Origin of the sequence: Rossellomorea orangium (assembly GCF_019334305.1) — a bacterium.
GTDB lineage: Bacteria > Bacillota > Bacilli > Bacillales > Bacillaceae_B > Rossellomorea.
This window is the reverse complement of record NZ_JAHWGH010000018.1, coordinates 138552-162495: the sequence shown is the minus strand read 5'-3', so window position 1 is coordinate 162495 and position 23944 is coordinate 138552. Positions and strand designations below refer to the sequence as shown.

At 43.0% G+C, this 23944-nt stretch carries 18 protein-coding genes; 16 read left to right on the top strand and 2 right to left on the bottom strand.

Features of this window, described 5'->3' with window-relative positions:
- Positions 1-151 precede the first annotated feature (151 nt).
- The 10 genes from KYJ26_RS18055 (at position 152) to KYJ26_RS18015 (ending at position 11980) form a co-directional block, all read left to right on the top strand.
- On the top strand, positions 152-1042 hold the full coding sequence (locus KYJ26_RS18055; protein WP_219168776.1) for a nitrilase-related carbon-nitrogen hydrolase: 891 nt from the start codon (positions 152-154) through the stop codon (positions 1040-1042).
- A 72-nt stretch (positions 1043-1114) separates the two neighbouring features.
- Entirely contained in the window at positions 1115-2470 is a 1356-nt protein-coding gene (locus KYJ26_RS18050) for an NAD(P)-dependent oxidoreductase (protein ID WP_219168775.1), read from the top strand.
- Between the two features lie 24 nt (positions 2471-2494).
- Positions 2495-3781 (top strand): NAD-dependent dihydropyrimidine dehydrogenase subunit PreA, encoded by a 1287-nt coding sequence (gene preA, locus KYJ26_RS18045; protein WP_219168774.1) that lies wholly within the window; start codon positions 2495-2497, stop codon positions 3779-3781.
- 16 nt (positions 3782-3797) lie between these two features.
- Complete coding sequence (gene hydA / locus KYJ26_RS18040; protein WP_219168773.1) at positions 3798-5225, top strand: dihydropyrimidinase; 1428 nt, start codon at positions 3798-3800, stop codon at positions 5223-5225.
- Between the two features lie 145 nt (positions 5226-5370).
- The gene (locus KYJ26_RS18035) at positions 5371-6840 is read left to right on the top strand and encodes an NCS1 family transporter (RefSeq protein WP_219168772.1); all 1470 of its coding nucleotides are present in this window, start codon (positions 5371-5373) and stop codon (positions 6838-6840) included.
- Between the two features lie 45 nt (positions 6841-6885).
- A complete protein-coding gene (locus KYJ26_RS24065; RefSeq protein WP_257475120.1) occupies positions 6886-7092 on the top strand; it encodes a hypothetical protein in 207 nt (68 codons plus the stop codon).
- A 19-nt stretch (positions 7093-7111) separates the two neighbouring features.
- On the top strand, positions 7112-7297 hold the full coding sequence (locus tag KYJ26_RS18030) for a hypothetical protein (protein WP_219168771.1): 186 nt from the start codon (positions 7112-7114) through the stop codon (positions 7295-7297).
- Positions 7298-7349: 52 nt separating this feature from the next.
- Positions 7350-8951, top strand: a complete 1602-nt coding sequence (locus tag KYJ26_RS18025; protein ID WP_219168770.1) for a PucR family transcriptional regulator — start codon at positions 7350-7352, stop codon at positions 8949-8951.
- 185 nt (positions 8952-9136) lie between these two features.
- Positions 9137-10603: a CoA-acylating methylmalonate-semialdehyde dehydrogenase gene (locus KYJ26_RS18020; protein ID WP_219168769.1), complete on the top strand. Its 1467-nt coding sequence runs from the start codon at positions 9137-9139 to the stop codon at positions 10601-10603.
- Between the two features lie 21 nt (positions 10604-10624).
- Positions 10625-11980, top strand: a complete 1356-nt coding sequence (locus KYJ26_RS18015; RefSeq protein WP_219168768.1) for an aspartate aminotransferase family protein — start codon at positions 10625-10627, stop codon at positions 11978-11980.
- A gap of 97 nt (positions 11981-12077) precedes the next feature.
- On the opposite strand, the gene KYJ26_RS18010 is transcribed toward KYJ26_RS18015, so the two are convergent.
- Positions 12078-13004 carry a VanW family protein gene (locus tag KYJ26_RS18010; RefSeq protein ID WP_219168767.1) on the bottom strand — a complete coding sequence of 309 codons (927 nt, stop codon included), beginning with the start codon at positions 13002-13004 and terminating at the stop codon, positions 12078-12080.
- A gap of 130 nt (positions 13005-13134) precedes the next feature.
- Here KYJ26_RS18010 and KYJ26_RS18005 point away from each other — a divergent pair, with 130 nt between their 5' ends.
- From KYJ26_RS18005 to mutL, 4 genes are all read left to right on the top strand, one after another.
- Entirely contained in the window at positions 13135-13953 is an 819-nt protein-coding gene (locus tag KYJ26_RS18005) for a hypothetical protein (protein WP_219168766.1), read from the top strand.
- A 133-nt stretch (positions 13954-14086) separates the two neighbouring features.
- Positions 14087-14689 (top strand): DedA family protein, encoded by a 603-nt coding sequence (locus KYJ26_RS18000; protein WP_257475119.1) that lies wholly within the window; start codon positions 14087-14089, stop codon positions 14687-14689.
- Between the two features lie 158 nt (positions 14690-14847).
- A complete protein-coding gene (gene mutS / locus KYJ26_RS17995) occupies positions 14848-17469 on the top strand; it encodes a DNA mismatch repair protein MutS (protein ID WP_219168764.1) in 2622 nt (873 codons plus the stop codon).
- 12 nt (positions 17470-17481) lie between these two features.
- Positions 17482-19347: a DNA mismatch repair endonuclease MutL gene (gene mutL / locus KYJ26_RS17990; RefSeq protein ID WP_219168763.1), complete on the top strand. Its 1866-nt coding sequence runs from the start codon at positions 17482-17484 to the stop codon at positions 19345-19347.
- Positions 19348-19396: 49 nt separating this feature from the next.
- Here the strand turns inward: mutL and KYJ26_RS17985 are convergent, their stop codons facing one another.
- The gene (locus KYJ26_RS17985; protein WP_219168762.1) at positions 19397-19843 is read right to left on the bottom strand and encodes a DUF4385 domain-containing protein; all 447 of its coding nucleotides are present in this window, start codon (positions 19841-19843) and stop codon (positions 19397-19399) included.
- A gap of 183 nt (positions 19844-20026) precedes the next feature.
- On the opposite strand from KYJ26_RS17985, the gene KYJ26_RS17980 reads away from it, so the two are divergent.
- Both KYJ26_RS17980 and KYJ26_RS17975 read left to right on the top strand, forming a co-directional pair.
- Positions 20027-21064 carry a class I SAM-dependent methyltransferase gene (locus KYJ26_RS17980; protein WP_219168761.1) on the top strand — a complete coding sequence of 346 codons (1038 nt, stop codon included), beginning with the start codon at positions 20027-20029 and terminating at the stop codon, positions 21062-21064.
- A gap of 257 nt (positions 21065-21321) precedes the next feature.
- Positions 21322-23706: a penicillin acylase family protein gene (locus KYJ26_RS17975; RefSeq protein ID WP_257475118.1), complete on the top strand. Its 2385-nt coding sequence runs from the start codon at positions 21322-21324 to the stop codon at positions 23704-23706.
- Positions 23707-23944 lie beyond the last annotated feature (238 nt).

Sequence of the window (23944 nt, the reverse complement as noted above, 5' to 3'; positions counted from 1 at the left end):
TAAGAATCGGTACGAGTTAAAATAAAGTGAAAATAATAAAAATTCAGAAATTAATTATTCGTTGAAATCTAGTAAGTGTAAGTTCATGCAACAAAAAATAATGAAAGCGCTTACTATTTTTATATAATCTAAACGTATAGGGGGAAATGTAATGTCGGATTTGGTAACGATTGGCCTGATTCAGGCTTCTCATGATGTGGATGGAAGTGAGGCGGTTGAAACCCATAAGGAGCAGGCAATTAAAAAACATATATCCTTGGTGAGGGATGCAGCGAAAAAAGGTGCTCAAATAATATGCCTGCAGGAAATTTTCTATGGTCCCTACTTTTGCTCCGAACAAAATCCCAAATGGTATGATTCTGCTGAAGAAATCCCGAATGGTCCTACTACAAAACAATTTCAGGAATTAGCCAAAGAACTCAGTGTCGTAATCGTCCTGCCTATATATGAACGGGAAGGTATCGCCACTTATTATAATACGGCAGCAGTCATCGATGCAGATGGATCGTACCTTGGGAAGTACAGAAAGCAACATATTCCCCACGTGGGAGTCGGAGAAGAAGGATACGGATTCTGGGAGAAATATTATTTCAAACCAGGAAACCTTGGGTATCCGGTATTTGATACGGCTTATGCGAAAGTAGGGGTCTATATTTGTTATGACAGACATTTTCCTGAAGGAGCACGGTTACTGGGGTTGAAAGGTGCGGAAATCGTGTTCAATCCATCTGCGACTGTAGCCGGCCTTTCAGAATATTTATGGAAACTTGAACAGCCTGCTCATGCAGTGGCAAACGGTTACTATTTAGGAGCCATCAATCGAGTGGGGTATGAAGGTCCCTGGAATATGGGTGAATTTTATGGCCAATCGTATCTGGTCGATCCAAGAGGAGGCTTTGTTTCAGTTGGAAGCAGGGACCAGGATGAGGTGGTCATAGGAGAGATGAATAAAAAATTATTAAGGGAAGTACGGGATACATGGCAGTTCTACCGTGACCGCAGGCCGGAAACCTATAATGATATGACTGCTTTACTGCCTTAATATCATAAAGGTATGCATCGTTAGAACATAATCAGGTTTTTATCTCTATGAAATGAAGAGGGGGAAGTCAATATGTCCAGTACACCTTCGTTACTCAATCTCGAGAAGAATTTTCTTGAAGCTCATGAGGGCTTATCGGGCAGAGAGGCAGTGGAAGAGGCGAATCGTTGTTTGTATTGCTACGATGCGCCGTGCATTCAAGCCTGTCCCACTGGTATCGATATACCATCATTTATTAAAAAAATCGCTTCCGGGAACTTAAAGGGGTCCGCAAAGACAATCATGTCTGCCAATCCTGTCGGGGCCAGCTGCTCCAGGGTCTGTCCAACAGAGGAGCTTTGTGAAGGGGCTTGTGTATTGAACCATTCCACAAAGCCGATCATGATTGGGGACTTACAGAGGTATGCAACAGATTGGGCAAGGCATAATGAGACGGTTCTATTCGAAGCAGGAGAAGCAAATGGGAAGAGTGTGGGGATTATCGGAGGGGGGCCAGCCGGGCTTTCAGCTGCAAGAGAGCTTGCCCGATTTGGATATGCAGTCACCATATATGAGGCTGAAAAAGAGGCAGGTGGGTTAAATACCTATGGCATCGTTTCCTTCCGCCTTCCTCAAAGTATATCCTACTGGGAAGTGGAGCAAGTAAAGAAATTGAATGTTGATATCCGGACGAATGTAAAGGTAGGTCAAGATATTTCCGCTGAAGATATTACCTCAAGACATGACTTTGTCATTCTTGCTGCCGGAATGTCCGCTGTCCCGGATTTGAAAATTCAAGGAGAAGACCTGCATGGTGTGCATGATGCCATTGAATTTGTGAAGGAAACCAAAAGTGGCAGCTTGAATCACAATTATGTGGGTAAAAAAGTAGTCGTCATCGGTGCAGGGAACACTGCCATTGACGGAGCGACTTGTTCAGTGCGGTTAGGAGCGGAGAATGTAAAAATACTATACCGACGAACAAAAGAAGAAATGACAGCTTATGATTTTGAATATGAATTTGCCAAGCAGGATGGAGTTGAATTCCGCTGGCTGACGGCTCCTCAAAGAATCATCGGAAATGAAGCCGGTGATGTTACCGGGATTGAATGCATCAAAATGGAGCTTGGTCAAGCAGGAAGGGATGGAAGAAGACGCCCGATTCCAGTCAGGGGCTCAGAATTTACTTTACCTGTTGATGTCGTCATCAAGGCGATCGGCCAAACAAGACATTTGAATTTGATAGAACAATTCGGGTTAGAACACTCAGATGGTGTCGTTAAGGTTGACCGTGAAACCTTCCAAACGTCAAATCCAAGGATTTTTGCCTGTGGGGATATTGTATTTGGAAAAGGTGTAGGAGAGGCCATGGTCGTTACGGCAGCTGAACAAGGAAAACAGGCAGCCTATCATTTACATGAGAAATGTACAGCTGTCAAAGTGAATTAAGAGTGTATTAGAGGGGGGATTTTCATGGCAAACTTAAACATCGATTTAGCTGGAATCAAATCACCAAATCCTTTTTGGCTGGCATCTGCACCACCAACCAATTCGGGTTATCAAGTTCAAAGGGCTTTCGAGGCAGGTTGGGGAGGAGCGGTCTGGAAGACATTAGGCGAACCTATCATAAACGTTTCTTCACGCTTTGCAGCTGTTAGCTTTAATGGCCAAAGGGTGGCGGGATTCAATAATATCGAACTTATTACCGATCGCCCACTTGAAGTGAATCTGAAAGAAATATATGAGACGAAGAAGAGGTTTCCGAATCACGCCATCATTGCTTCATTAATGGTCGAACCGAAACAGGAGAAGTGGCATGAAATTGTAAAGAAGGTAGAAGATGTTGGGGTTGACGGGTTAGAACTTAATTTCGGTTGCCCCCATGGGATGGCTGAACGGGGTATGGGCTCTGCTTCCGGTCAGGTACCAGAGCTTGTTGAGAAACAAACCCATTGGGCCAAGGAAGTGGCAAAGACCCCTGTCATTGTAAAGTTGACCCCAAATATTACGGATATTACCGTGACAGCTGAGGCTGCTGTACGAGGGGGAGCAGACGCTGTAAGCATGATCAACACCATCAATAGTCTTGCCGGAGTTGATCTTGATTCATGGAATACCATCCCTCACGTTGCTGGAAAAGGGGCACACGGAGGTTATTGTGGACCCGCGGTCAAGCCAATCTCCCTGAATATGGTGGCGGAGTGTGCAAGGAATCCGAGAATCAATGTCCCGATTTCAGGAATGGGTGGAGTGTCAAACTGGCAGGATGCAGTCGAATTCATGTTAATGGGTGCATCGGGAGTACAGGTGTGTACGGCCGCCATGCATCACGGTTTCAGGATCGTGGAGGATATGCTCGATGGTTTGAATAATTACCTTGATGAAAAAGGCATATCATCCGTGCAGGAAATCGTCGGTAAATCCGTTCCTAGATTTTCCGATTGGGGTAACCTTGACCTCAACTATAGTGTTGTGGCCAAAATCAATAACGATGTTTGCATCAATTGTAATAAGTGCCACATTGCATGTGAAGATACTTCTCACCAATGTATCGACATGCTAAAGGACCCCAGCGGAAATAGCATCTTGAAAGTAAGGGAAGAGGATTGCGTCGGATGTAATTTATGCTCGATTGTCTGCCCGGTTGACGGTGCCATCGATATGATAGAAGTTCCGAGCGGCCAAATGCCGATGACCTGGAATGATCGTCAGGCTGTGATGAGTAATCTATCAGGATCCAAAATGAATGCAGTGAAATAAATCAGGAGGTATTGTAATGGATAAAATCATTCAAAATGGAACAATCGTAACAGCAACAGACACGTATAAAGCCGATGTCCTCATTCAGGACGGAAAGATTGCAGCAATCGGCAAAGGATTTGAAACAGACAAAGCAGAAGTGATTGATGCCAGAGGGAAATATATCTTCCCTGGTGGGATTGATCCACATACCCATCTTGAGATGCCGTTCGGAGGAACGGTTTCAAAAGATGACTTTGAGAGTGGAACGATTGCGGCTGCATTCGGAGGGACGACCACACTGATTGATTTCTGCTTAACCAATAAGGGAGAACCGCTTCAAAATGCCATTGATACTTGGCATGCCAAATCAAAAGATAAAGCTGTAATCGATTACAGCTTCCATTTGATGATCGGGGAAATTAATCAGGAAGTCCTCTCTCAGCTGCCAGAAGTCATGGAGCAGGAAGGAATCACATCATTCAAAGTATTTATGGCTTATAAAAATGTATTCCAGGCAGACGATGAAACGCTATTTAGAACATTGATTGCTGCCCGCGAACTGGGTGCCCTTGTCATGGTACATGCTGAAAATGGCGATGTCATCGAGTATTTAACCGAAAAAGCTTTAGAAGAAGGCAAGACCGAGCCTATCTACCATGCACTGACGAGACCTCCCGAATTAGAAGGGGAAGCCACTGGCCGTGCAGCTAAATTAACAGGATTAGCGGATTCCCAATTATATGTCGTTCATGTTTCATGCTCTGAAGCAGTTGAACAGATTTCAGCTGCAAGAAGCAAGGGTTTGAATGTATGGGGGGAAACGTGCCCTCAGTACCTGGTCCTTGATCAAACCTATTTAGAACGCCCGAACTTTGAAGGGGCCAAATACGTTTGGTCGCCTCCACTAAGGGAGAAATGGCATCAAGATGTTCTGTGGAATGCATTGAAAAGCGGGCAGCTCCAGACATTGGGCTCTGATCAATGCTCATTTGATTTCCAGGGCCAGAAGGATCTTGGGAAAGAAGATTTCACTAAAATTCCGAATGGCGGACCTATCATTGAGGACCGTGTTTCCATATTATTCTCAGAAGGAGTTGAGAAAGGGAGAATAAGCTTGAACCAATTTGTGGATATCATGTCTACAAGGAGCGCAAAGTTATTTGGCTTGTATCCGCAGAAGGGGACAGTTGCCGTAGGTTCTGATGCCGATATCGTCATCTTTGATCCTGATGCCGAAAGAGTCATTTCTGCCGAGACCCATCATATGGCCGCTGATTATAACCCATTTGAAGGCATGAAGGTGAAAGGTGAACCGGTTTCTGTTTTAACTAGAGGTAAATATGTCATAAAAGATAAACAATTCGTAGGGAAATTGGGTTCTGGAAACTACATTAAGAGAGCGAAATACGGTAAGCTTCTTTCAAACGAAGAGAGTGAAGCACTACAATCCTCCAAGTCCTGATCATGCATTTCTTAACACATCCAACTTAAATGTAGAACTACTCCTGTGAGCTGATTGGAAGGAAGTCCAATACCTCCATCAGCTTGCCACTCTTGTATAAAGATTGGTTTTGCCATTCGAAGCAAACGAAAATGGGGTGTTCAAGTTGAAAAGTAATTATTTAAAGTCTCCTGATCTACTACCGATTAAAGAAAGTGAAAGAAAAATCACAAAGCTTGGTTATTCATTTATGTGGGTGGGAATGGTTGTGGTTCTGGCAACCTTCGCCATCGGAGGGGCAGGAGTCGTATCATTGCCTTTACCACTTGTAGTTCTTGCCACGATCATCGGTTCTCTTGCCATCGGTTTTTTTATTACCTTAACCGGTGATATCGGGATCGAGCACGGAGTATCTTTCCCTGTCTACATGAGGGCACCATTCGGTACGATAGGAACCCACATCCCTTCAGTTGTTCGGGGACTCGCGGCTTCCATGTGGTTTGGAATCAACACATATTTTGGAGCGACAGCGATGAATGGAATTCTTAATATTTTATCTGGATTTGATAATTGGTTTGTTTGTTTCCTGATCTTTGCTGTTCTTCAATTGGTAAACACGGCCCTTGGAATAAAAGCGGTAGAACGTTTTGCAGACCTTGCTGCTCCGGTCATCATCTTGATTTCGGTTTGGATGTATTCTTCTTTATCTGAATCCGCTGCGAGTCAGGGAAGAGATATATGGAGCTGGGTGGAGAGTCCTGTGACGGGTGCTGCCACTATTACTGCATTTCTGGTTGTGATCTTTAGTAATATGGGATTTTGGGCGACACTCTCAGCTGATATCCCGTCCATTTCACGCTTCATGAAAGCTCCAAGTAATGAGCGAAACTGGTTCAAGAGAAATCGGAGTTCATTGATTGGTAACCTTGTAGCCCTTCCAATCACTCAAGCATTTATGGTATTGATAGGTGGAATCTCTTATATCGCCGTTTTAAATTATGATCCAGTGGTCGCCCTGCAGGAAGCAGCCGGCGGGTTTGTTTTAGGAATACTCCTGCTTATGATCGTTCTGGCACAGTGGTCCACGAATATTGCTGCGAATATTGTTCCTGCAGCCACTATCTTTTCCAATGTAGGAGGACCGAAATTCCCTTTCTGGGCAGGTGTCTTAACTGCAGGCATAGTAGGCACAATCGTACAGCCATGGAATCTTTTCGGTGTGATCATCCCGGTACTATTGTTTGTAGGGGGCATTTTATCCGCGATTGTCGGAATATTAATATCAGATTACTACTTCATAAGAAAAAGAAGGGTCAATGTACCTGATCTATACGAAGATAGAGGACAGTTCAGCTATATGAATGGAGTAAACCTTGCAGGTTTTATTGCATGGATACTTGGAGCGGTCGCTTCCTATTTCGTCCCGAATTTTTCGTTTTTAGTGGGATTTGGTGTCGGTGCCCTTTCTTATTACGTATTAGCAAAATTCTGGTGGTTCAAAAAATATGAGCAGGCAGAGCTTTCAGATCCTAGTGATGAGAAATATCTGGGGCTGTCTGTAGGTCGGGATTGGGTCATTGAAGAAGAGCATGAACCGGTCATCGAAAAATCCCCCACGGGCACAAGTTTTTCCTAAGTAGAAATAAAAATCCCCCATAGAAGATTATGAAAGGGTGTCGAGATGTCCGATTATCAAGAGTTTTTAAGTGAAAGGGATAAGATTGATTTTCTTTTGCAGAAAGGATTCAAAATTGAGAAAGTCACTGAAAATCTTAGTGGGGCGTTCGTCGTTTTTAAGCATACTGAAAATAAAAGAAGTGCCACTCTGCATGTGAAAACGGCGAATGCACGAAAGTATTTTTCAAATCTCTTATTTCATACACAATAAAAATACAGGGGGGCTTTTGATGAGTGACTTAATTTTCGATTCTGGTAATGAATGGTCACCGCGCACTCAAAATATGCAAACGACGGATGAATTCATAGACTGGCTGTTATCCGTCTTGTCTTCAGAACACCTGACAGAAGAAGATTTAGTGAAATGGTGGAATGAAGAGATACAGTTTGCAATCCCCCATTTTGAAGAAAAGTGAAGGATTGGTTCTGCCAATCCTTTTTCTCCATTTACTGAGAAAGGAGTAGAGGATGAAGAGTCATTACTATTTTTCAGTGGAAGATATTCTGGGAAGAAAATACTTTGAACATGCTAAAGTGATTGCTGGACAGAAGGGGCTCTCTAGACAGGTCAAATGGGTGCATGTAGTGGAAGTCACCTCGATAAAGAACCTGCTTAACGGAAATGAGTTAATTTTGTCAACTGGCCTTGCCCTGCAGGAAGAAGAGAGTTTCCTTTTTCTTATACATCAGTTGGTAGAGTGTGAGGCAGCTGCTATCTGTATCGAGCTTGATACGAATATCTCAACCATTCCGAAAACTGTATTAAAATGTGCCGATGCGTTTAATTTCCCTATCATTGTCTTTGAGAGAGAAGTTCCTTTTGTCAGTATCACACAGGATATACATGCTGTCATAATCAATCAACAATATGAGATGATTAAGAAACTTGATTCATTTGCTCAAAGTTTAAACAAGATGCTGCTTTCTATCAATCATTGTAAAGATATTCTTCAAGTGTTACATAAAGAGCTGGATGTAGTTGTCCTTTTTCAGGTGAAAGAGCAAGATGTAGAGGTTCACCCAAATATGTGTTCATCTGAAGAAAAGATCCTCCTTCAGAAATACTATAGTCACAAAAAGGCACAAGATCATCACTTTGCTTCGACGAAGGTGATCCTTTTTGATCAGGAATATGCCGAGCTTTTCATGTATCGTTTCAATCATCCTTTTAGTGAGTATGAGCTGTTAGTCCTGGATCGAACATCAACGGCACTCGCTCAATATCTAATGAGGGAACTGTATTTTCATGAACAAAAACGACTGGAAGAATCGAAATGGATCATGTCATGGTTAAAAGGGGATCAATCATACGAGAGACTTGCCACGTTCATGGATGAGCAGAATAGTGCAATTCATGGTGGAGTCGTATGTGTCTTACAGACTCATAACTTGGAAGAGAAAGAGACATTAGATTTAACCTTTTTCAACCTGGTGACAAAAAGTATTTTCGAACAATTCGGATTCCAACTCGTACCTGAAAGAATCGGGAAAGATTTAATCTTTATTCTCCTGGATACCCGGAGAAGCGGCGATTGGAAGTCCAGATTGACTAACGCGTATGAAAAGATTCTTAAATCAGGTTTCTTTACAACTTCAACCGATGCAGTATTTGCTACTGGTAAGTATCAATTGGAAATGATGGACATTCATAAAAGTTATGAAACGGCTAAAGAGACTCTTAAGTTCCGCTCAAAAAAGGCAGGAAGGGAAAATTATTTTTTCTTTGATGACCTTCATTTGCACAGGTTGATATCAATCGTAAATGAGAATGTGAATCTATGGGAAATGATAGAGGAGTATCTTTCCCCCTTACTCCATTATGACCGGGAGAATGCTGGGAATTTAATGAAGACCCTTAAAATTTTTCTGTCTTGTCAGGGGTCTAAACAAGAAACATCAAAAAAGTTATTTATTGTAAGACAAACACTTTACCATCGTCTTAAAAAAATAGAAGATCTCCTGGGCGAGGATTTCATGTCTTCGGATAAACGGGTGACAATTGAATTTCTGCTGGCTGCTCATGAGTACTTGCAGCCACTTAGCCTTATAGAAAAAACGAAGATAAATTAAAAGGGGTCCTTAGACGATTCATTTGGCCAACGAGTGAAAGTGTCCTATGAAAATGCATGGTTATTTTACACAATGTCTAATGAAACCCCTACCAACTTCTTTCATAATGAAAGTATCGAACATACAGAAAGTTCTGCACTTCGTTGAAAACATTTATTACAAAGAGTATTAAGGAGGAACTGAATATGACTGTAATAAAAAAGGATGTAGCCGTATTGAAGAATTATATTGGTGGTAAATGGGTGGATTCCCTCAGCTCACAAACTTTAGAGGTCCTGAATCCTGCCACGAATGAAGAGATTGCCAGAGTACCGATCTCAACGAAAGAAGATGTAGCGATGGCTGTGAAAGCCGCCAAGGATGCTTCACGAACATGGAAGAAGACTCCTGTGCCAAAACGAGCCCGCATCCTTTACAAATATCACTCCCTGCTTTCAGAGAATCACGATGAGTTGGCTAAGCTTGTGGTACAAGAAAATGGAAAAGCATTCAAAGAAGCTTATGGAGAAGTCCAGCGTGGATTGGAATGTGTCGAATTTGCTTGCGGTGCACCTACTTTAATGATGGGTGAGACCCTCAGCGGGATCGCGGAAGATATTGACTCGGAAATGTTTCGTTATCCCCTGGGGGTTGTAGGCGGGATTACCCCGTTCAACTTCCCTATGATGGTGCCGCTATGGATGTTCCCACTTGCCATTGCATGTGGAAATACCTTCGTATTGAAGCCGTCTGAAAGAACCCCGATTCTAGCCAACAGGCTGGCAGAGTTATTGACAGAGGCGGGTATGCCGGATGGAGTCTTAAATGTTGTCCACGGGGCCCATGATGTTGTCAATGGCTTATTGGAGAATAAGGATGTCGCCGCCATATCCTTTGTCGGTTCCCAGCCGGTAGCGAAGTATGTATACCAACAAGCGGCTTCTCAAGGGAAAAGGGTGCAGGCACTTTCCGGAGCAAAGAATCACCACATCGTCATGCCCGATGCGGATTTAAATAAAGCGGCAGAGCATATCATCAGCTCAGCATTCGGAAGTGCAGGTCAGAGGTGCATGGCTTGCAGTGCGGTTGTCGTGGTAGGTGAAAATGAAGAGTTCGTGCAGGCTTTAAGTAAAAAAGCAGATGAATTATGCATCGGCAATGGAATGGATGAGGAAGTACTGCTTACTCCGGTCATTCGAAAGGAAAATCGCGAAAAAACTCTTGGGTATATTGAAGAAGGAATCAAGGGAGGGGCGTCCCTCATAAGGGATGGCCGAAAAGAAATGGATGATTTCAAGGAAGGGAACTTCTTAGGTGCAACGATCTTCGACCATGTGACACCGGAAATGACGATTGCGAAGGAAGAAATGTTTGCCCCGATCCTTAGTTTATTGAGGGCAGAAGATTTAGATCAGGGATTGGATTACATCCGACAGTCAAGGTATGGGAATGGTGCAACGATATATACGAAAGACGCTGGCGCCGTTCGTCAGTTCAGGGAGGAAGCAGACGCAGGGATGCTTGGCATCAATGTGGGGGTACCTGCTACAATGGCATTCTTCCCATTTTCGGGGTGGAAGGATTCTTTCTATGGGGATATGCATGTAAACGGTAAAGATGGAGTAAATTTCTATACTAGGAAGAAAATGATTACTTCTCGATTTGATTTTTAATCAGGGTAAGGGGGAATCTTCATGGTAAAAGCAGGGCAATCTCAAGATGTATGGTCAAAGAGGGATGAAAAACTCATCTGGCACTCCATGAAACCATATAATCCCGACGGAACAATGGTTGTGACAGAATCCCACGGGTCGTGGATAACAGACCAGGACGGTAAGAAGTATCTCGATGGTATGGCGGGGTTATGGTGTGTAAACGTCGGGTATGGGCGACAGGAATTAGCAGAGGCTGCTTACGAGCAACTAAAAAAAATGGCTTATTTTCCTCTTACCCAAAGTCATCAGCCAGCCATTGAACTTGCAGATAAATTAAACGGGTTACTCGGTGATGACTATGTGATTTTCTTTTCTAACAGTGGATCAGAAGCCAATGAAACGGCCTTTAAGATCGCCCGTCAGTATCATCAGCAAAAAGGTGATCACGGAAAATATAAGATCTTCTCCAGGTATAGAGGGTATCACGGGAATTCTATGGGAGCACTAGCCGCTACAGGGCAGGCTCAGCGCAAATATAAGTATGAACCATTGGCTCCTGGGTTTCATCATGTTGCCCCTCCGGACGCATATCGTGATGAAGTGAAAGGCGGGGATTCCCGGGACCTTCCTGGAGTAAAGGCCATTGATCAGGCCATGACATGGGAATTGAGTGAAACAGTGGCTGCTCTGATTATGGAACCCATCATAACCGGCGGGGGGATCCTCATGCCTCAGGAGGGCTATATGAAGGCAGCCAAGGAAGTTTGTGAGAAGCATGGAGCCCTTCTGATAGTGGATGAAGTCATTTGTGGCTTTGGAAGGACGGGAAAGGCGTTCGGCTTTATGAACTATGACGTCAAACCGGATATCATTACGATGGCAAAAGGGATTACCAGTGCATATCTACCTCTTTCCGCTACAGCTGTAAAGCGTGAAATCTATGAAGAATTTAAGGGTTCTGAGGAATATGATTATTTTCGCCATATCAACACATTTGGAGGAAATCCTGCAGCCTGTGCCCTTGCTCTAAAAAACATTGAAATCATGGAAAATGAAAAGCTTTTTGAACGGTCGGCAGACCTGGGGGAAAAAGCATTAAACACGTTAATAAATCATCTGCAAGATCACCCGTATGTAGGGAATGTAAGAGGAAAGGGATTATTGATCGGAATCGAGATGGTGACTCTCAAGGATACCAAGGAACCATTAGACCTTGATAAGGTCAATGCTGTCATTGGATACTGTAAACAGCAAGGAGTCATCATTGGGAAAAATGGTGCCACTGTCGCAGGATTCAATAATGTTCTGACTCTATCCCCACCTCTAAATATTGAAGAAGAAGATCTAGATCGATTGGTATCAACTGTCATTGAAGGTATTCGGCAATTGAATTAATTAAGTGAAGGCATCTGCACATGCAGATGCCTTCTTTTTGATTTGAATGTTAGAATTTATTAGTATAGAATGCACCACTTGGAGTAGCGCGGTGCGTTTAATCTTGTAGTGAGTGATCGACTTGTTTTTCTTGCGGTAATTCCTGGGAAGCACTTGGAACCCTTCTTTTTTTCACATTGATGAGGTCCGAGGAATGGACGGTAATGATCACTTGCCCCCCTATTATTTTTGCCCGAATAAGAAGGGGCTGGTTGTAAGCATTCTTAAAGGTGAAGTCAGGACCGTACCAGCTGACCGTAGCATCCCTGCCTTTGGGTACGTATGGAACTCGTTTGGAATGGTGGTAACGTTCTAAAATGGAAACGCCCGCTTGATCCACTGCATTATATAAAGTGGATGATACCTGGCAGATACCTCCTCCAATATCTTCAGATAGTTCCCCTTTTACAATGACAGGCGCTTTTTTATATCCCTTTTCTTTCGTTCTTTTCCCCACTACTTTATTAAAAGAGAACACTTCCCCAGGAAACACCACCGTATTGTTGATTTTCTCGGTTGCCAAGGTTATATTTTCTGTCCTCTCTTCATTATGAGTATTAAAGTACGTGACATATTGTCCAATCTTTTGTGTTCGGATGTGCGCGAGAATCTCACTATCCACCTTGGGATAAAGAGTCAGCAAGGGAGGATCGACTCTAGCAGATCCCTTTGAGAAAAGGAAATCTTCCATCAGCTCACGAAATTTTCTTTCATTAAGCTTATATCCCGCCTCTTCGGAAACGATCCTGCCGTGTACGTTAATATAGGCATTTTGAGGAGGATGATAGACCATATTCTGCAGGTGAGAAACAACCTTCTCATAATGTTTTTCATTCATTAATGGTTCATCCAGCAACTTTACATCCAAGTCCTGTCGATCCACAGAAACAATTGCTTGATTTGGAATATCGATATGTATTTGATCAAGGTCTTCCATTGCCGGGATCACTAACAGTCCCATTGCAGCCAATTTAACCAATAGCATGTGAACCCTTCCTTTCGTTGGTAGTATCCGTTAAGTCGGTCCGTTTCATGTTCAGCTTTATTTGCCAAAAATTGAGTGAATGAAGTGGCAATTTCCTGACAAAAACTAAGGAAAAAAAGAGGTTTCGTACATGCTTTATATATTGAGAGTTGCCTTTGTCGCGTCATTGCTTTTATTCTTGGGAGGAGAGTCGGCAGGAGCTGTGCCAAGTTTTCAAGTGGAGATCCTTCCCTGGGAACAAGTAAAGGAAATCATTCCAAATAAATCCTATTTTACAATTATTGATGTGGAGACCGGACTGTCTTTTGAAGTCCAAAGACGAGCAGGAAGTAAACATGCGGATGTGCAGCCTGTTACAGAAAAAGATACGAAAATAATGAAGGAAATCTACGGTGGAACATGGAGCTGGGATCGTCGTGCGATACTTGTATTGGTGAATGACCAGCTCATTTCTGCATCCATGAATGGAATGCCCCATGGAGCCGGAGCCCTCCAAAATAATTTTCCAGGACATTTCTGTGTCCATTTTTATGGAAGTACGACCCATAAGACACCCACTCCAGATTTAGCCCATAAGGTCATGATATTGAAAGCGGGAGGTGAACTTGACAGGTTTTTGTACCGTTTAGATCCCTATGAATTAATCAGTGTCCTGGAGCTTGCTATTAATCAACAGGATGAAGAACTACTTTCACAAATAATGACGGGAAACAAACGTTTCATAAAAAAGAGCCTGGCATCCGTGAAGCATATCAAGGTTACACAAAGGTCGCTTCTTCCTGTAGAGGATTTGCCCTCCCTGGTGGCCATGAAATATCAGTTCAGGGTGAAATGGATCCGTTCCAATCAAGCCCAAGAGGAAAAACACATTCAGTTTTATTTTCGCAAAAATACATTGGAGGATCAGTGGAGAATAGATGGGCAAACATTTGCCAGTGAGATAAAGTAATGGAATCTTGAGCTAACATTATTTCCCTCCAGTGGATGAAATCTTATCCTTCATTTGTGTTATTTTAGGGCAAAACAGGGAAAAGGGTTTGTAAATGAATCGTGGAGGGAAAGAGTCGATGTTGGAGTTCGTCATGAATTTAATAAAGGAGTTAGGTATGTGGGGGTTATTCGCCGGAAATGCCATTGAAGCATCCTCGCTGCCTTTTCCAGGTGCCCTTGTCACGCTCACCTATGGATATGTACTGGATCCATCCTGGATAAAGCTAATCATCTTGGCAATCGCAAGCAGTGTAGTTTATACCATATTTAGTTACATCCCATATGGCATCGGATTTAAGCTAAAGGATAAAATAAAAGAGAAAACGAGCTCAAAGAAAATCGAAAAGGGTCAGAAATGGTTCCGGAAATGCGGTTTATGGAGCATAGCCATAACGAGGCCTCTTGGAATCGGTAATTATATCTCGTATGTTGCAGGGATCAGTAAAGTGAATAAATGGAAATTTGGTGGGTTAACTTTCATAGGAATATTCCCGATTACCCTCACGATGTTAATTGTCGGGAAAAATGGAAATTTGAAATCCGTCCAATCCATGATGAGCCATGTCCAAACCTATCTTCTGATCGGTGGAGCAGTCGTCATCACCGGTTACTTACTATATAAATATTTGTATAAGAGGAAAGCAAAATCCAATTGTTTACAAGATGAATCAAGTATTGCTAAGCAAGCAGAATAGCCCGTTGAAAGTTCGCTCCTGATGGTAGGAAGCGAATTTTTTTTGGATTTGGGTCATCCCATGCGCTTCCTCAATCTACTACATGCTTCAACCCTTGTCCGTATGATATAATGAATAGTCGAGAAAAGCAGATTTACTTGGAAAGGTTTGGATGAACCATGACACAATATACACCAATGATAAAACAATATTTACAAGTAAAGGCAGAATACCAGGATGCCTTTTTATTTTTTCGTTTAGGTGATTTTTATGAGATGTTTTTTGACGATGCCGTTAGAGCTTCGCAGGAACTTGAAATAACGTTGACAAGCCGTGATGGGGGAGGAAAGGAACGAATTCCCATGTGCGGTGTACCGTATCACTCTGCTCCTAATTACATAGAGCAACTTATCAATAAAGGATTTAAAGTAGCCATATGCGAACAGACAGAAGATCCAAAACAAGCCAAGGGGGTTGTCCGAAGAGAAGTGGTTCAGCTCATTACACCAGGGACGGTTATGGATGGTAAAGGGTTGAATGATAAAGAAAACAACTATATTGCTTCAGTAACCGATTTTGGAGATCACACCTATGGACTGGCCTATAGCGATTTAACCACGGGGGAAACAAAGGTTACCGTTGTGACAGACGGCCTTCAAGCTCTGTTGAATGAATTATCAACGATCGGGGGGAAAGAAGTCGTTATCCACCCAGATCTTTCGGAAGAAGTACAAGGAAAGATTAAAGAAAGAAATGATCTTACCTTATCATATGAAAAAGATTCCAGCCCCGGAGATGCTTTTTATCATCTCGTTGATCCATTGAAACAAGGAAAGCTCATTAAAGCTTCGTCCCTTCTATTTCATTATCTCTTCCGTACACAGAAGAGAAGCTTGGATCACCTTCAGATCGCGGAGCCGTATCAGCTTAATCATTATATGAAAATGGATTACTATTCAAAGCGGAACCTGGAGCTGACGGAAACAATCCGATCCAAAGGAAAGAAAGGATCCCTGTTATGGCTTTTGGATGAAACCATGACTGCCATGGGAGGTCGACTCTTAAAGCAATGGATCGATCGTCCACTCATTAACAAACAAGAAATCGAGAAGCGTCAGACCGTAGTGGAAGTATTATTGGAACGTTTTTTCGAAAGACAGGATCTGAGAGACCGTTTAAAAGAGGTGTACGATCTGGAGAGGCTTGCAGGGCGGGTTGCCTTCGGTAATGTCAATGCACGTGATTTAATCCAATTGAAGAAATCTTTGCAGCAAATACCCGTGCTAAAGCACCTTGTAGAGTCTTTGGGAAATGAAGCAACAGATGAGCTTGTCAATAGGCTGGATCCTTGTGAAGAATTGACAGATCTCCTGGAACAGGCATTAGTAGAAAACCCCCCCCTATCTATTAAAGAAGGAAGCTTGATTCAGGACGGATATCATGATGAACTGGATCAATATCGAGATGCTAGTAAAAACGGGAAATCGTGGATTGCACAGCTTGAACGGGATGAAAGGGAACGCACCGGGATCAGGTCTCTCAAGGTAGGGTTTAACCGGGTATTTGGTTACTATATTGAAGTGACGAGAGCGAACCTTCAACACCTTGAAGAAGGTCGCTATGAACGGAAACAAACGTTAACGAATGCTGAACGGTTTATCACCCCAGAATTAAAAGAGAAGGAATCGCTTATCCTGCAAGCTGATGAAAAGAGCGTGGACTTGGAATACGAATTATTCCTGGGGATTCGCGAGAGGGTTAAGGACTTTATCCCCCGTCTTCAACAACTGGCGAAACTTGTCAGTGAGTTGGACGTCCTGCAGTGTTTCGCAACAGTCAGTGAGAAACGTCATTACACTCGCCCTATTTTTAATGATGAAAGAAGGATCTTACTGAAAGAAGGACGTCATCCCGTGGTGGAAAAAGTCATGGGTGCCCAGGAATATGTCCCGAATGATTGTTATATGGATCAAGAAAGCGAAGTGTTCCTTATAACCGGGCCGAATATGTCGGGAAAGAGCACTTATATGAGACAGGTGGCCCTAACGAGCATCCTTGCTCAAATCGGCTGTTATGTCCCTGCCAGTGAGGCAAACCTGCCTATATTCGATCAAGTGTTCACCCGAATCGGAGCTGCAGATGACTTGATCTCCGGGCAGAGTACATTCATGGTAGAAATGCTTGAAGCGAAGAATGCGATTATTCACGCCACTCAACAGAGTCTCATTCTTTTCGATGAAATTGGACGTGGAACTTCAACTTATGACGGGATGGCACTGGCACAAGCGATCATTGAATACATTCATGAACATATTGGGGCGAAAACCCTGTTCTCCACTCACTACCATGAACTGACAGTGCTTGAGGAAGAGCTTCCAAAAGTGAGAAACGTTCATGTAAGTGCGATGGAGCAAAATGGTAAGCTTGTATTCCTTCATAAAATTAAAGAAGGTGCGGCAGATAAGAGTTACGGAATACATGTTGCGGAGCTTGCCGAATTGCCTGAAGTCTTAATTCGGAGAGCGAATGAAATTCTTCTTGATCTTGAACGGAAAGAAGACCAAATATCTTCCAATGAAGTGGCTGTTTCCAAGGAAACGACTTCAGAGATAAAGGAAAAAAGTGTAGAAGATCTTGCACAGCTATCCTTCTTTGAGACAGAGAAGTCAGGTGTAAAGGAAAAACTCACATCTAAAGAGAAGAAATGTTTGGATGAACTGAAGAAACTGGACATTCTGGAGATGACGCCACTGGACGCCATGAACACTCTATATGGTATCCAAAAGAAGTTAAAGCAGTAAGGGGGTGGGGTTTTGATGAAAATATTCCAGCTTGATGATTCGCTTTCTAACAAAATTGCTGCAGGGGAAGTGGTGGAACGACCTGCATCCGTTGTGAAGGAACTCCTTGAAAACAGTATCGACGCAGGTGGAACCGTCATTGAAATCCACATTGAGGAAGCAGGCTTACAGTCGATACGCATCATAGATAATGGGGACGGAATCGAAAAGGAAGATGTCACAACTGCCTTTAAGAGACATGCAACGAGTAAAATCAAGGATGAGAATGACTTATTCCGCATCCGGACATTAGGGTTCAGGGGAGAAGCCCTGCCGAGTATCGCTTCTGTTTCACACTTTTCTTTAAAGACGAGTACAGGAGATGGACCGGGTACGAGCATTGAACTTCAAGGTGGAGAGGTAAATTCAATAGAAAGCACATCTTCCAGAAAAGGGACAGATATCACCGTTTCACAACTATTCTTCAATACACCTGCGCGGTTGAAATACATGAAGACCATTCATACCGAGCTTGGGAACATAACGGATGTTGTGAATAGGATTGCCCTTGCTCACCCTAACGTTTCAATCAAACTGCTCCATAACGGTAAATCACTATTGCATACAAATGGAAATGGTGATGTCCTGCAGGTTCTGGCCGCCATTTACGGAGTGGGGATAGCGAAGAAAATGGTACCCATCGAAGTGGAGTCCCTTGACTTTAAAGTAAAGGGATATATATCCCTCCCTGAGGTTACACGTGCATCCAGGAATTACATTTCCACTATGATAAACGGTAGGTTCATCAAGAACTATGCACTGGCGAAAGCGATTGGGGAAGGTTATCATACACTTCTTCCGATAGGCCGTCACCCTATCGTGCTGCTCAGTATAGAGATGGATCCGATCCTTGTGGACGTGAATGTGCATCCGTCTAAGATGGAGGTCCGAATCAGTAAGGAAGCCGAGCTCAATGCGTTGGTGACAGAAGGAATCAAAGGGGTGTTTAAAGGGAAGGAACTGATCCCTGCAGGATCCGTCACCCCTAAAGCTCGCGAGCCGAAATCAGAGCAAACGTTTATGAACCTTGATCATTCAGTAAGACGACAGGAGGAGAGGCCAGGTAACGCAGACTCCGTTCGGGAGAGGCTGCTTCCTAATCAGGAGAAGGTTGAGTTATATGAGCCAGAGCACCCTGCCCCGGAAGTGAATGAAACAAGGAGACAGGTCCCCTATGAAAATCCCTCCTACGATCCGGTAGTAGAAGATACCATGGAACAGGAAATTGATCTCATAGAGGATGAAAAGGAAACACCGAGGGTTCCAGCACTTTATCTTGTTGGCCAAATGCACGGGACGTATATATTCGCTCAAAACGAACGGGGGCTTTATATCATCGATCAGCACGCAGCGCAGGAACGGATCAAGTATGAGTATTATAGAGAAAGAGTAGGGGAAGTAGCGAAAGAGCTTCAGGAACTTCTCGTCCCCCTCACCCTTGAATTTTCAACGGATGAGTTTATTAAGATCAACGAACACCGCTCGCTCCTTGAAGAAGTGGGAGTGTTTCTGGAAGATTTCGGATATAATAGCTTCATTGTACGTGCTCACCCTCAGTGGTTCCCTAAAGGGGAGGAGCAGCAAACCATTGAAGATATGATTGAGCAAATCCTTAAAATGAACAGGGTAGATATTAAAAAGTTGAGAGAAGAAGCAGCCATCATGATGAGTTGTAAAGGCTCCATCAAGGCCAATCATCACTTGCGAAATGAAGACATGCAGGCGTTACTGGATGAGCTGAGAGGGACAAGCGATCCTTTCACCTGTCCACACGGGCGGCCAATCATCATTCACTATTCAACCTATGAAATGGAAAAAATGTTCAAGCGAATCATGTAGGGAATGCAGCAGGGGATGGACCGATAAGCGGTTCATCCCCATTTAGTCATCATCCATATTTACGTTGGTGTTCTTTCTTACGCTTTAAATAGTCTTTATCCTCCCTCGCAAGCTTCCATGTGGATTCAAATATGGCGGCAGATTCGGCTTTCTGTTCATCTATTTTTCGATCGTTGATACCTCCATCATCATTATACTTCTTGCCCCCTGGATAATTGGCGTATCTTCTTGCCCTCGTGTAGCCCATCTGAAGGAATTTTCTTGCCATATCCATTCCTACGAAGTCATTGTCCTCTTTGTATTGAAGAAACATGTTATAGATGGTATTTGAAGATTCTTTAGCATGATCCGGTGTTTTGAAGCGCCACTCGGGGAGGATCTCGCTTTTGTATGGCTCTACGAGTAAAACGCCTTGTTCTCCACGACCGACACGGTATTTTTCTGGATTTTTTCGAAAGTCAATGGAATCAAAATCTAATTCGTAATCGAAGGACATGCGTCCACCTCCTAAATCCCTTCTACCCAATTCTCATATCATTATAAACGAGTTCAAAACTGATTAACGATAATAACATTATGGTAACTAAATACTTTTAGAAAAAAAGAAGGGTTTTGACACTTTTTCTTTAATGTAATTAAGGAGAAATGTAAGCGTTTTCTAAGAAGGGGGAAGGTTCGATTGATAAAGGTTGAAACATCATTAAACAATGAATCTTTTTGTGAAGAAACCTATCTTGAAGCATCTCATCGAGTGGATAAGAGGAAATTTTCTGAGAAGGAATATAATAAATTCGTAACATTGAAGGGTGTCAGAGATTGGTCCACCTTAACTTGGAAAGACGTTGGGAAGCCTTATGAGGTAACGACGTTTGCCAAAGAAAAAAAGAACTGGGAAGAGGAGAATCAGAAATCATTACCAGTCCATACGTCATGGGAAATGTTTAATCGTTCTTTCCACGAATGGTTTGTAAAGGACGTGCCTGCTGAATTGAAAGAGAGTAGAATCCGCTTAGTGAGGAACGCATTGAAGCTGGATGTGAAAAAATCCACAGAAGCGTTTGGGGATCACTTGAGGCTTCATTTATGGAATTATGTACATCGAGTCCAGGACGGGGTATGGGACCCCCGAGGGAAGAGAGCGTTGTTCAGTGGACTGGATGTCGTTAAGCCGAAAATACTATTTTTGGGAGCCGCGGAAGGATATGAAGCAATGCAGCTTTCAGCCCTATATCCTGGTAGTGAAATCGTTATGGTTGATTATGATCCATTTTGTCGTGCTACGCGCTTCGGCGAATTTCCGGAAAGCTACCCTTTCCTCGGGCCAAATCCTTCAACCGGCGGGTTAAAGACGTATTATAAAAGAGACTTCAATACGACATACATCGTTGCGGACATCAGGGACTTGGCCTTTGGAAGAGAGTTTGACATTGTTTTGAGCGTGGGACTATTAGAACATTTTCCGGATGAATTTAAATCTGAAGTAGTTGAGTGGCATCGTAAATTCCTGAAGCCGAATGGTTATATGGTCCTGACAACACCAAGAGCACAATTTAAATCGAAAGTGTATTACGAAGTGATGGCGGATGTGATGAACCACACTTACAGGGAATTGATGACCGTTGAACAAATGGGGCTTTACTTATATGAAAATGGGGCAGATATTTTACAGCACGGTTATATTAAGGTTCATAACGGTATCATTGCGAAAGCAAGGTAAGGGTTGAAGAGCTTTTGATTAATTCAATCAAAGGCTTTTTATGTTATTCACGGTAGGCGGATCATTGCCCGTAAATGTCAATGGGATGAAACCTAAATTGAAACGGCCTGTTCCCATCTGGGGTGAATAGCTTTGAAAGTAAATCGTTCATGATAAAATTCTCCTGCTTGGGAGAAGGAATTCCCCTCCTGAAGAGCTAATAATAGAGTTATGATTATTATTCAGAAAATTCTATATATAATTTAGGGGGAAATGAAATGAATGGAGGCATTGAGCTTCAGAAACAGAAAAAGAATAAGCGTCTTACCATTACATTGTGGACTGCAGGAAGTATTTTATTTCTCCTGCTTGGACTATTAATCTTTGTAAACTATTATATCGACAGGTCCCTTCCAGTTACATCAGGTACCATATCGTTGAGCGGTTTATCAGATGTTGTGGAAGTAGTAAGGGATAAAGACGGTGTACCGCATATTCATGCTCAAAATGATAAAGACCTCTATATGGCTCAAGGATATGTTCAGGCTCAGGATCGCTTATTCCAAATGGATCTAAGCAGGCGGCAGGCTTCGGGAAGATTAAGTGAGGTCGTAGGTGAGAAGGCTGTGGACCGGGACAAATTCTTCCGGACATTTGGCTTGAGAAGGGCAGCGGAAGTTTCCTTTACCGCATATCCCGATGAAGCAAAACAGCTTCTTGAATGGTATGCCGATGGAGTCAATGCCTATATGGAAGAAGCCGCAGACAAGGGCAGGCTCCCTGTCGAATTTACTCTCTTGGGGTATAAGCCTGAAGAATGGACTCCCATCGATTCACTGACGATTGGTAAATACATGGCTTTTGATTTAGGAGGTCATTGGCAGGGGCAGGCTTTCAGATATTGGGCACTCGAAAATCTTCCGAAGGAGAAGGCGTATGATTTATTTCCTTCCTATCCTGACGGAGCGCCTACCATTCTATCAGATATAGGTGAGAGTCAGGTAGATTTGGAGAAATCCTTTGCAGCAGCGGTTATCCCCCCTGAGTTTAACGGAAGCAATAATTGGGTGGTAAGTGGAGAAAAGACAGAGAATGGCAAGCCGTTACTTGCTGATGATCCTCATCTTTCATTAGGTACTCCTTCCATATGGTATCAGATGCACCTGGAATCCCCGGATGTGAATGTGAGTGGGGTGATTTTCGCAGGTATTCCAGGGATCATCCTCGGTCACAATGAACAAATAGCATGGGGTGTCACGAACACGGGGCCGGACGTTCAGGACTTGTATATAGAGAAACGGAATGAAGAGGATCCAGATCTGTTTTTGTATGATGGAAAGTGGGAAAAGGCGACTATTGTACAAGAACCGATTAAAGTAAAGGATAGTGAGACCATACCCTATACAGTAACCATAACGAGGCATGGGCCTGTGATTTCGGAGTTTGCCCATCAACAGGAGTCAGGGCAGGTCATGGCAATGCGATGGACAGCATTGGATCCAAGTCTTGAACTCTCTGCTATCATCAATATCAATAGAGCAAACAATTGGGCTGAATTCGAAGAGGCTTTGAAGGACTTTCATGTTCCCACACAAAATTTTGTATTTGCTTCTAAGGATGGCACGATCGCATACAAAGCAAATGGGAAAATTCCAATCAGGAAGAAAGGGGATGGACTACTTCCCGTTCCAGGCTGGGACCCTGATTATGAGTGGCAGGGCTTTATACCATTTGATGAACTTCCGAAAGTGATCAACCCTGAAGCAGGATTTTTAGCGACAGCGAATAATAAGGTTGTGACAGATGATTATCCATACCATATTAGTCATCATTGGGCACAACCATATCGCTATATGAGAATCTCAGAATACTTGAAAGATAAAAATAAACTGACTCTTAAAGATATGGAAAACCTGCAAATGGATCAAAAGAATTTACACGCCAGGGAATTTGTTCCTATGCTGACTGGAGATTTAGAAAAAATTACGATGACCGCTGAACAATCAGATGCTCTTGAGATTTTAAACTCATGGAATTATCTAGACGATAAAGATTCAGCAGCTCCCTTGATCTTTCATCAATGGATGAATGAAATCTCAACTGGGCTCTTTCAAAAAGAGGTACCGAAAGAAATGATGAAACTGTTTGAAGGACGCCAAAGTGTTGTCGATGAACTCATTCGTAAAGCACACGCTGGGAAAGAGTCAAAATGGTTTGAGGATCGAGGCGGATACGAATCATTTGTGGCTGCGTCACTCACAAAGGCTCTGAGTGAGCTTGAAGATGCATATGGAACTTCGATGGATGAATGGGAATGGGGGATGTATCATAAAGTGTATTTCGAACATCCATTATCAAGTGCCTCTCCTATCCTTAAAAAGTTCTTGAACGCTAAAGAGCCTATCCCTGTGGGAGGAAGCAGGGTGACAGTCGAGGCCGCAAGTTATAATGACGAAGGAATTGTCAATCACGGTGCTTCCTGGAGATTTGTGATTGATACTGCGGATATGGACAATGGATATCATATTGTAGGTCCAGGACAGGCAGGTCACTACAAAAGTGAGTGGTACCAAAATCAAATTGACGCTTGGGTAAAGGGAGAATATCATAAGACCTCCCTTGAAAAGTCCGGAGGTGATCATTTGATCATGAAGCCGGAATAAACATAGAGGCTGGGACAAAAAGGTTTCAGATAGGAAAAATTCGAACATCGATTTAACAAAACTCTAAATTATTAGTATTTTAATTTTTAAGTGCTAAAGCTTAATCCATGCATTAAGCAGGTTCTAGCTGTTGATTGGAGTGCAAGATGTAGACTCCTGCGGGAAAAGCGGAATAGGTGAGACCCCTCGAGGAGCGAAAGCTGTGAGGAGGCTAGCCTTCCGCCCGAGGAAAGCGGAG

Bases quoted from the DNA above. Each gene is read 5' to 3' on its own strand.
- KYJ26_RS18020 (WP_219168769.1), top strand. From the start codon at position 9,137: ATGACTGTAATAAAAAAGGATGTAGCCGTATTGAAGAATTATATTGGT.
- KYJ26_RS17985 (WP_219168762.1), bottom strand. From the start codon at position 19,843: ATGTCCTTCGATTACGAATTAGATTTTGATTCCATTGACTTTCGAAAA.
- KYJ26_RS18015 (WP_219168768.1), top strand. From the start codon at position 10,625: ATGGTAAAAGCAGGGCAATCTCAAGATGTATGGTCAAAGAGGGATGAA.
- KYJ26_RS24065 (WP_257475120.1), top strand. From the start codon at position 6,886: ATGTCCGATTATCAAGAGTTTTTAAGTGAAAGGGATAAGATTGATTTT.
- preA (WP_219168774.1), top strand. From the start codon at position 2,495: ATGGCAAACTTAAACATCGATTTAGCTGGAATCAAATCACCAAATCCT.
- KYJ26_RS18055 (WP_219168776.1), top strand. From the start codon at position 152: ATGTCGGATTTGGTAACGATTGGCCTGATTCAGGCTTCTCATGATGTG.
- KYJ26_RS18025 (WP_219168770.1), top strand. From the start codon at position 7,350: ATGAAGAGTCATTACTATTTTTCAGTGGAAGATATTCTGGGAAGAAAA.
- KYJ26_RS17975 (WP_257475118.1), top strand. From the start codon at position 21,322: ATGAATGGAGGCATTGAGCTTCAGAAACAGAAAAAGAATAAGCGTCTT.
- KYJ26_RS18030 (WP_219168771.1), top strand. From the start codon at position 7,112: ATGAGTGACTTAATTTTCGATTCTGGTAATGAATGGTCACCGCGCACT.
- hydA (WP_219168773.1), top strand. From the start codon at position 3,798: ATGGATAAAATCATTCAAAATGGAACAATCGTAACAGCAACAGACACG.
- KYJ26_RS18010 (WP_219168767.1), bottom strand. From the start codon at position 13,004: ATGCTATTGGTTAAATTGGCTGCAATGGGACTGTTAGTGATCCCGGCA.
- KYJ26_RS18000 (WP_257475119.1), top strand. From the start codon at position 14,087: ATGAATTTAATAAAGGAGTTAGGTATGTGGGGGTTATTCGCCGGAAAT.
- KYJ26_RS18005 (WP_219168766.1), top strand. From the start codon at position 13,135: ATGCTTTATATATTGAGAGTTGCCTTTGTCGCGTCATTGCTTTTATTC.
- mutS (WP_219168764.1), top strand. From the start codon at position 14,848: ATGACACAATATACACCAATGATAAAACAATATTTACAAGTAAAGGCA.
- KYJ26_RS18050 (WP_219168775.1), top strand. From the start codon at position 1,115: ATGTCCAGTACACCTTCGTTACTCAATCTCGAGAAGAATTTTCTTGAA.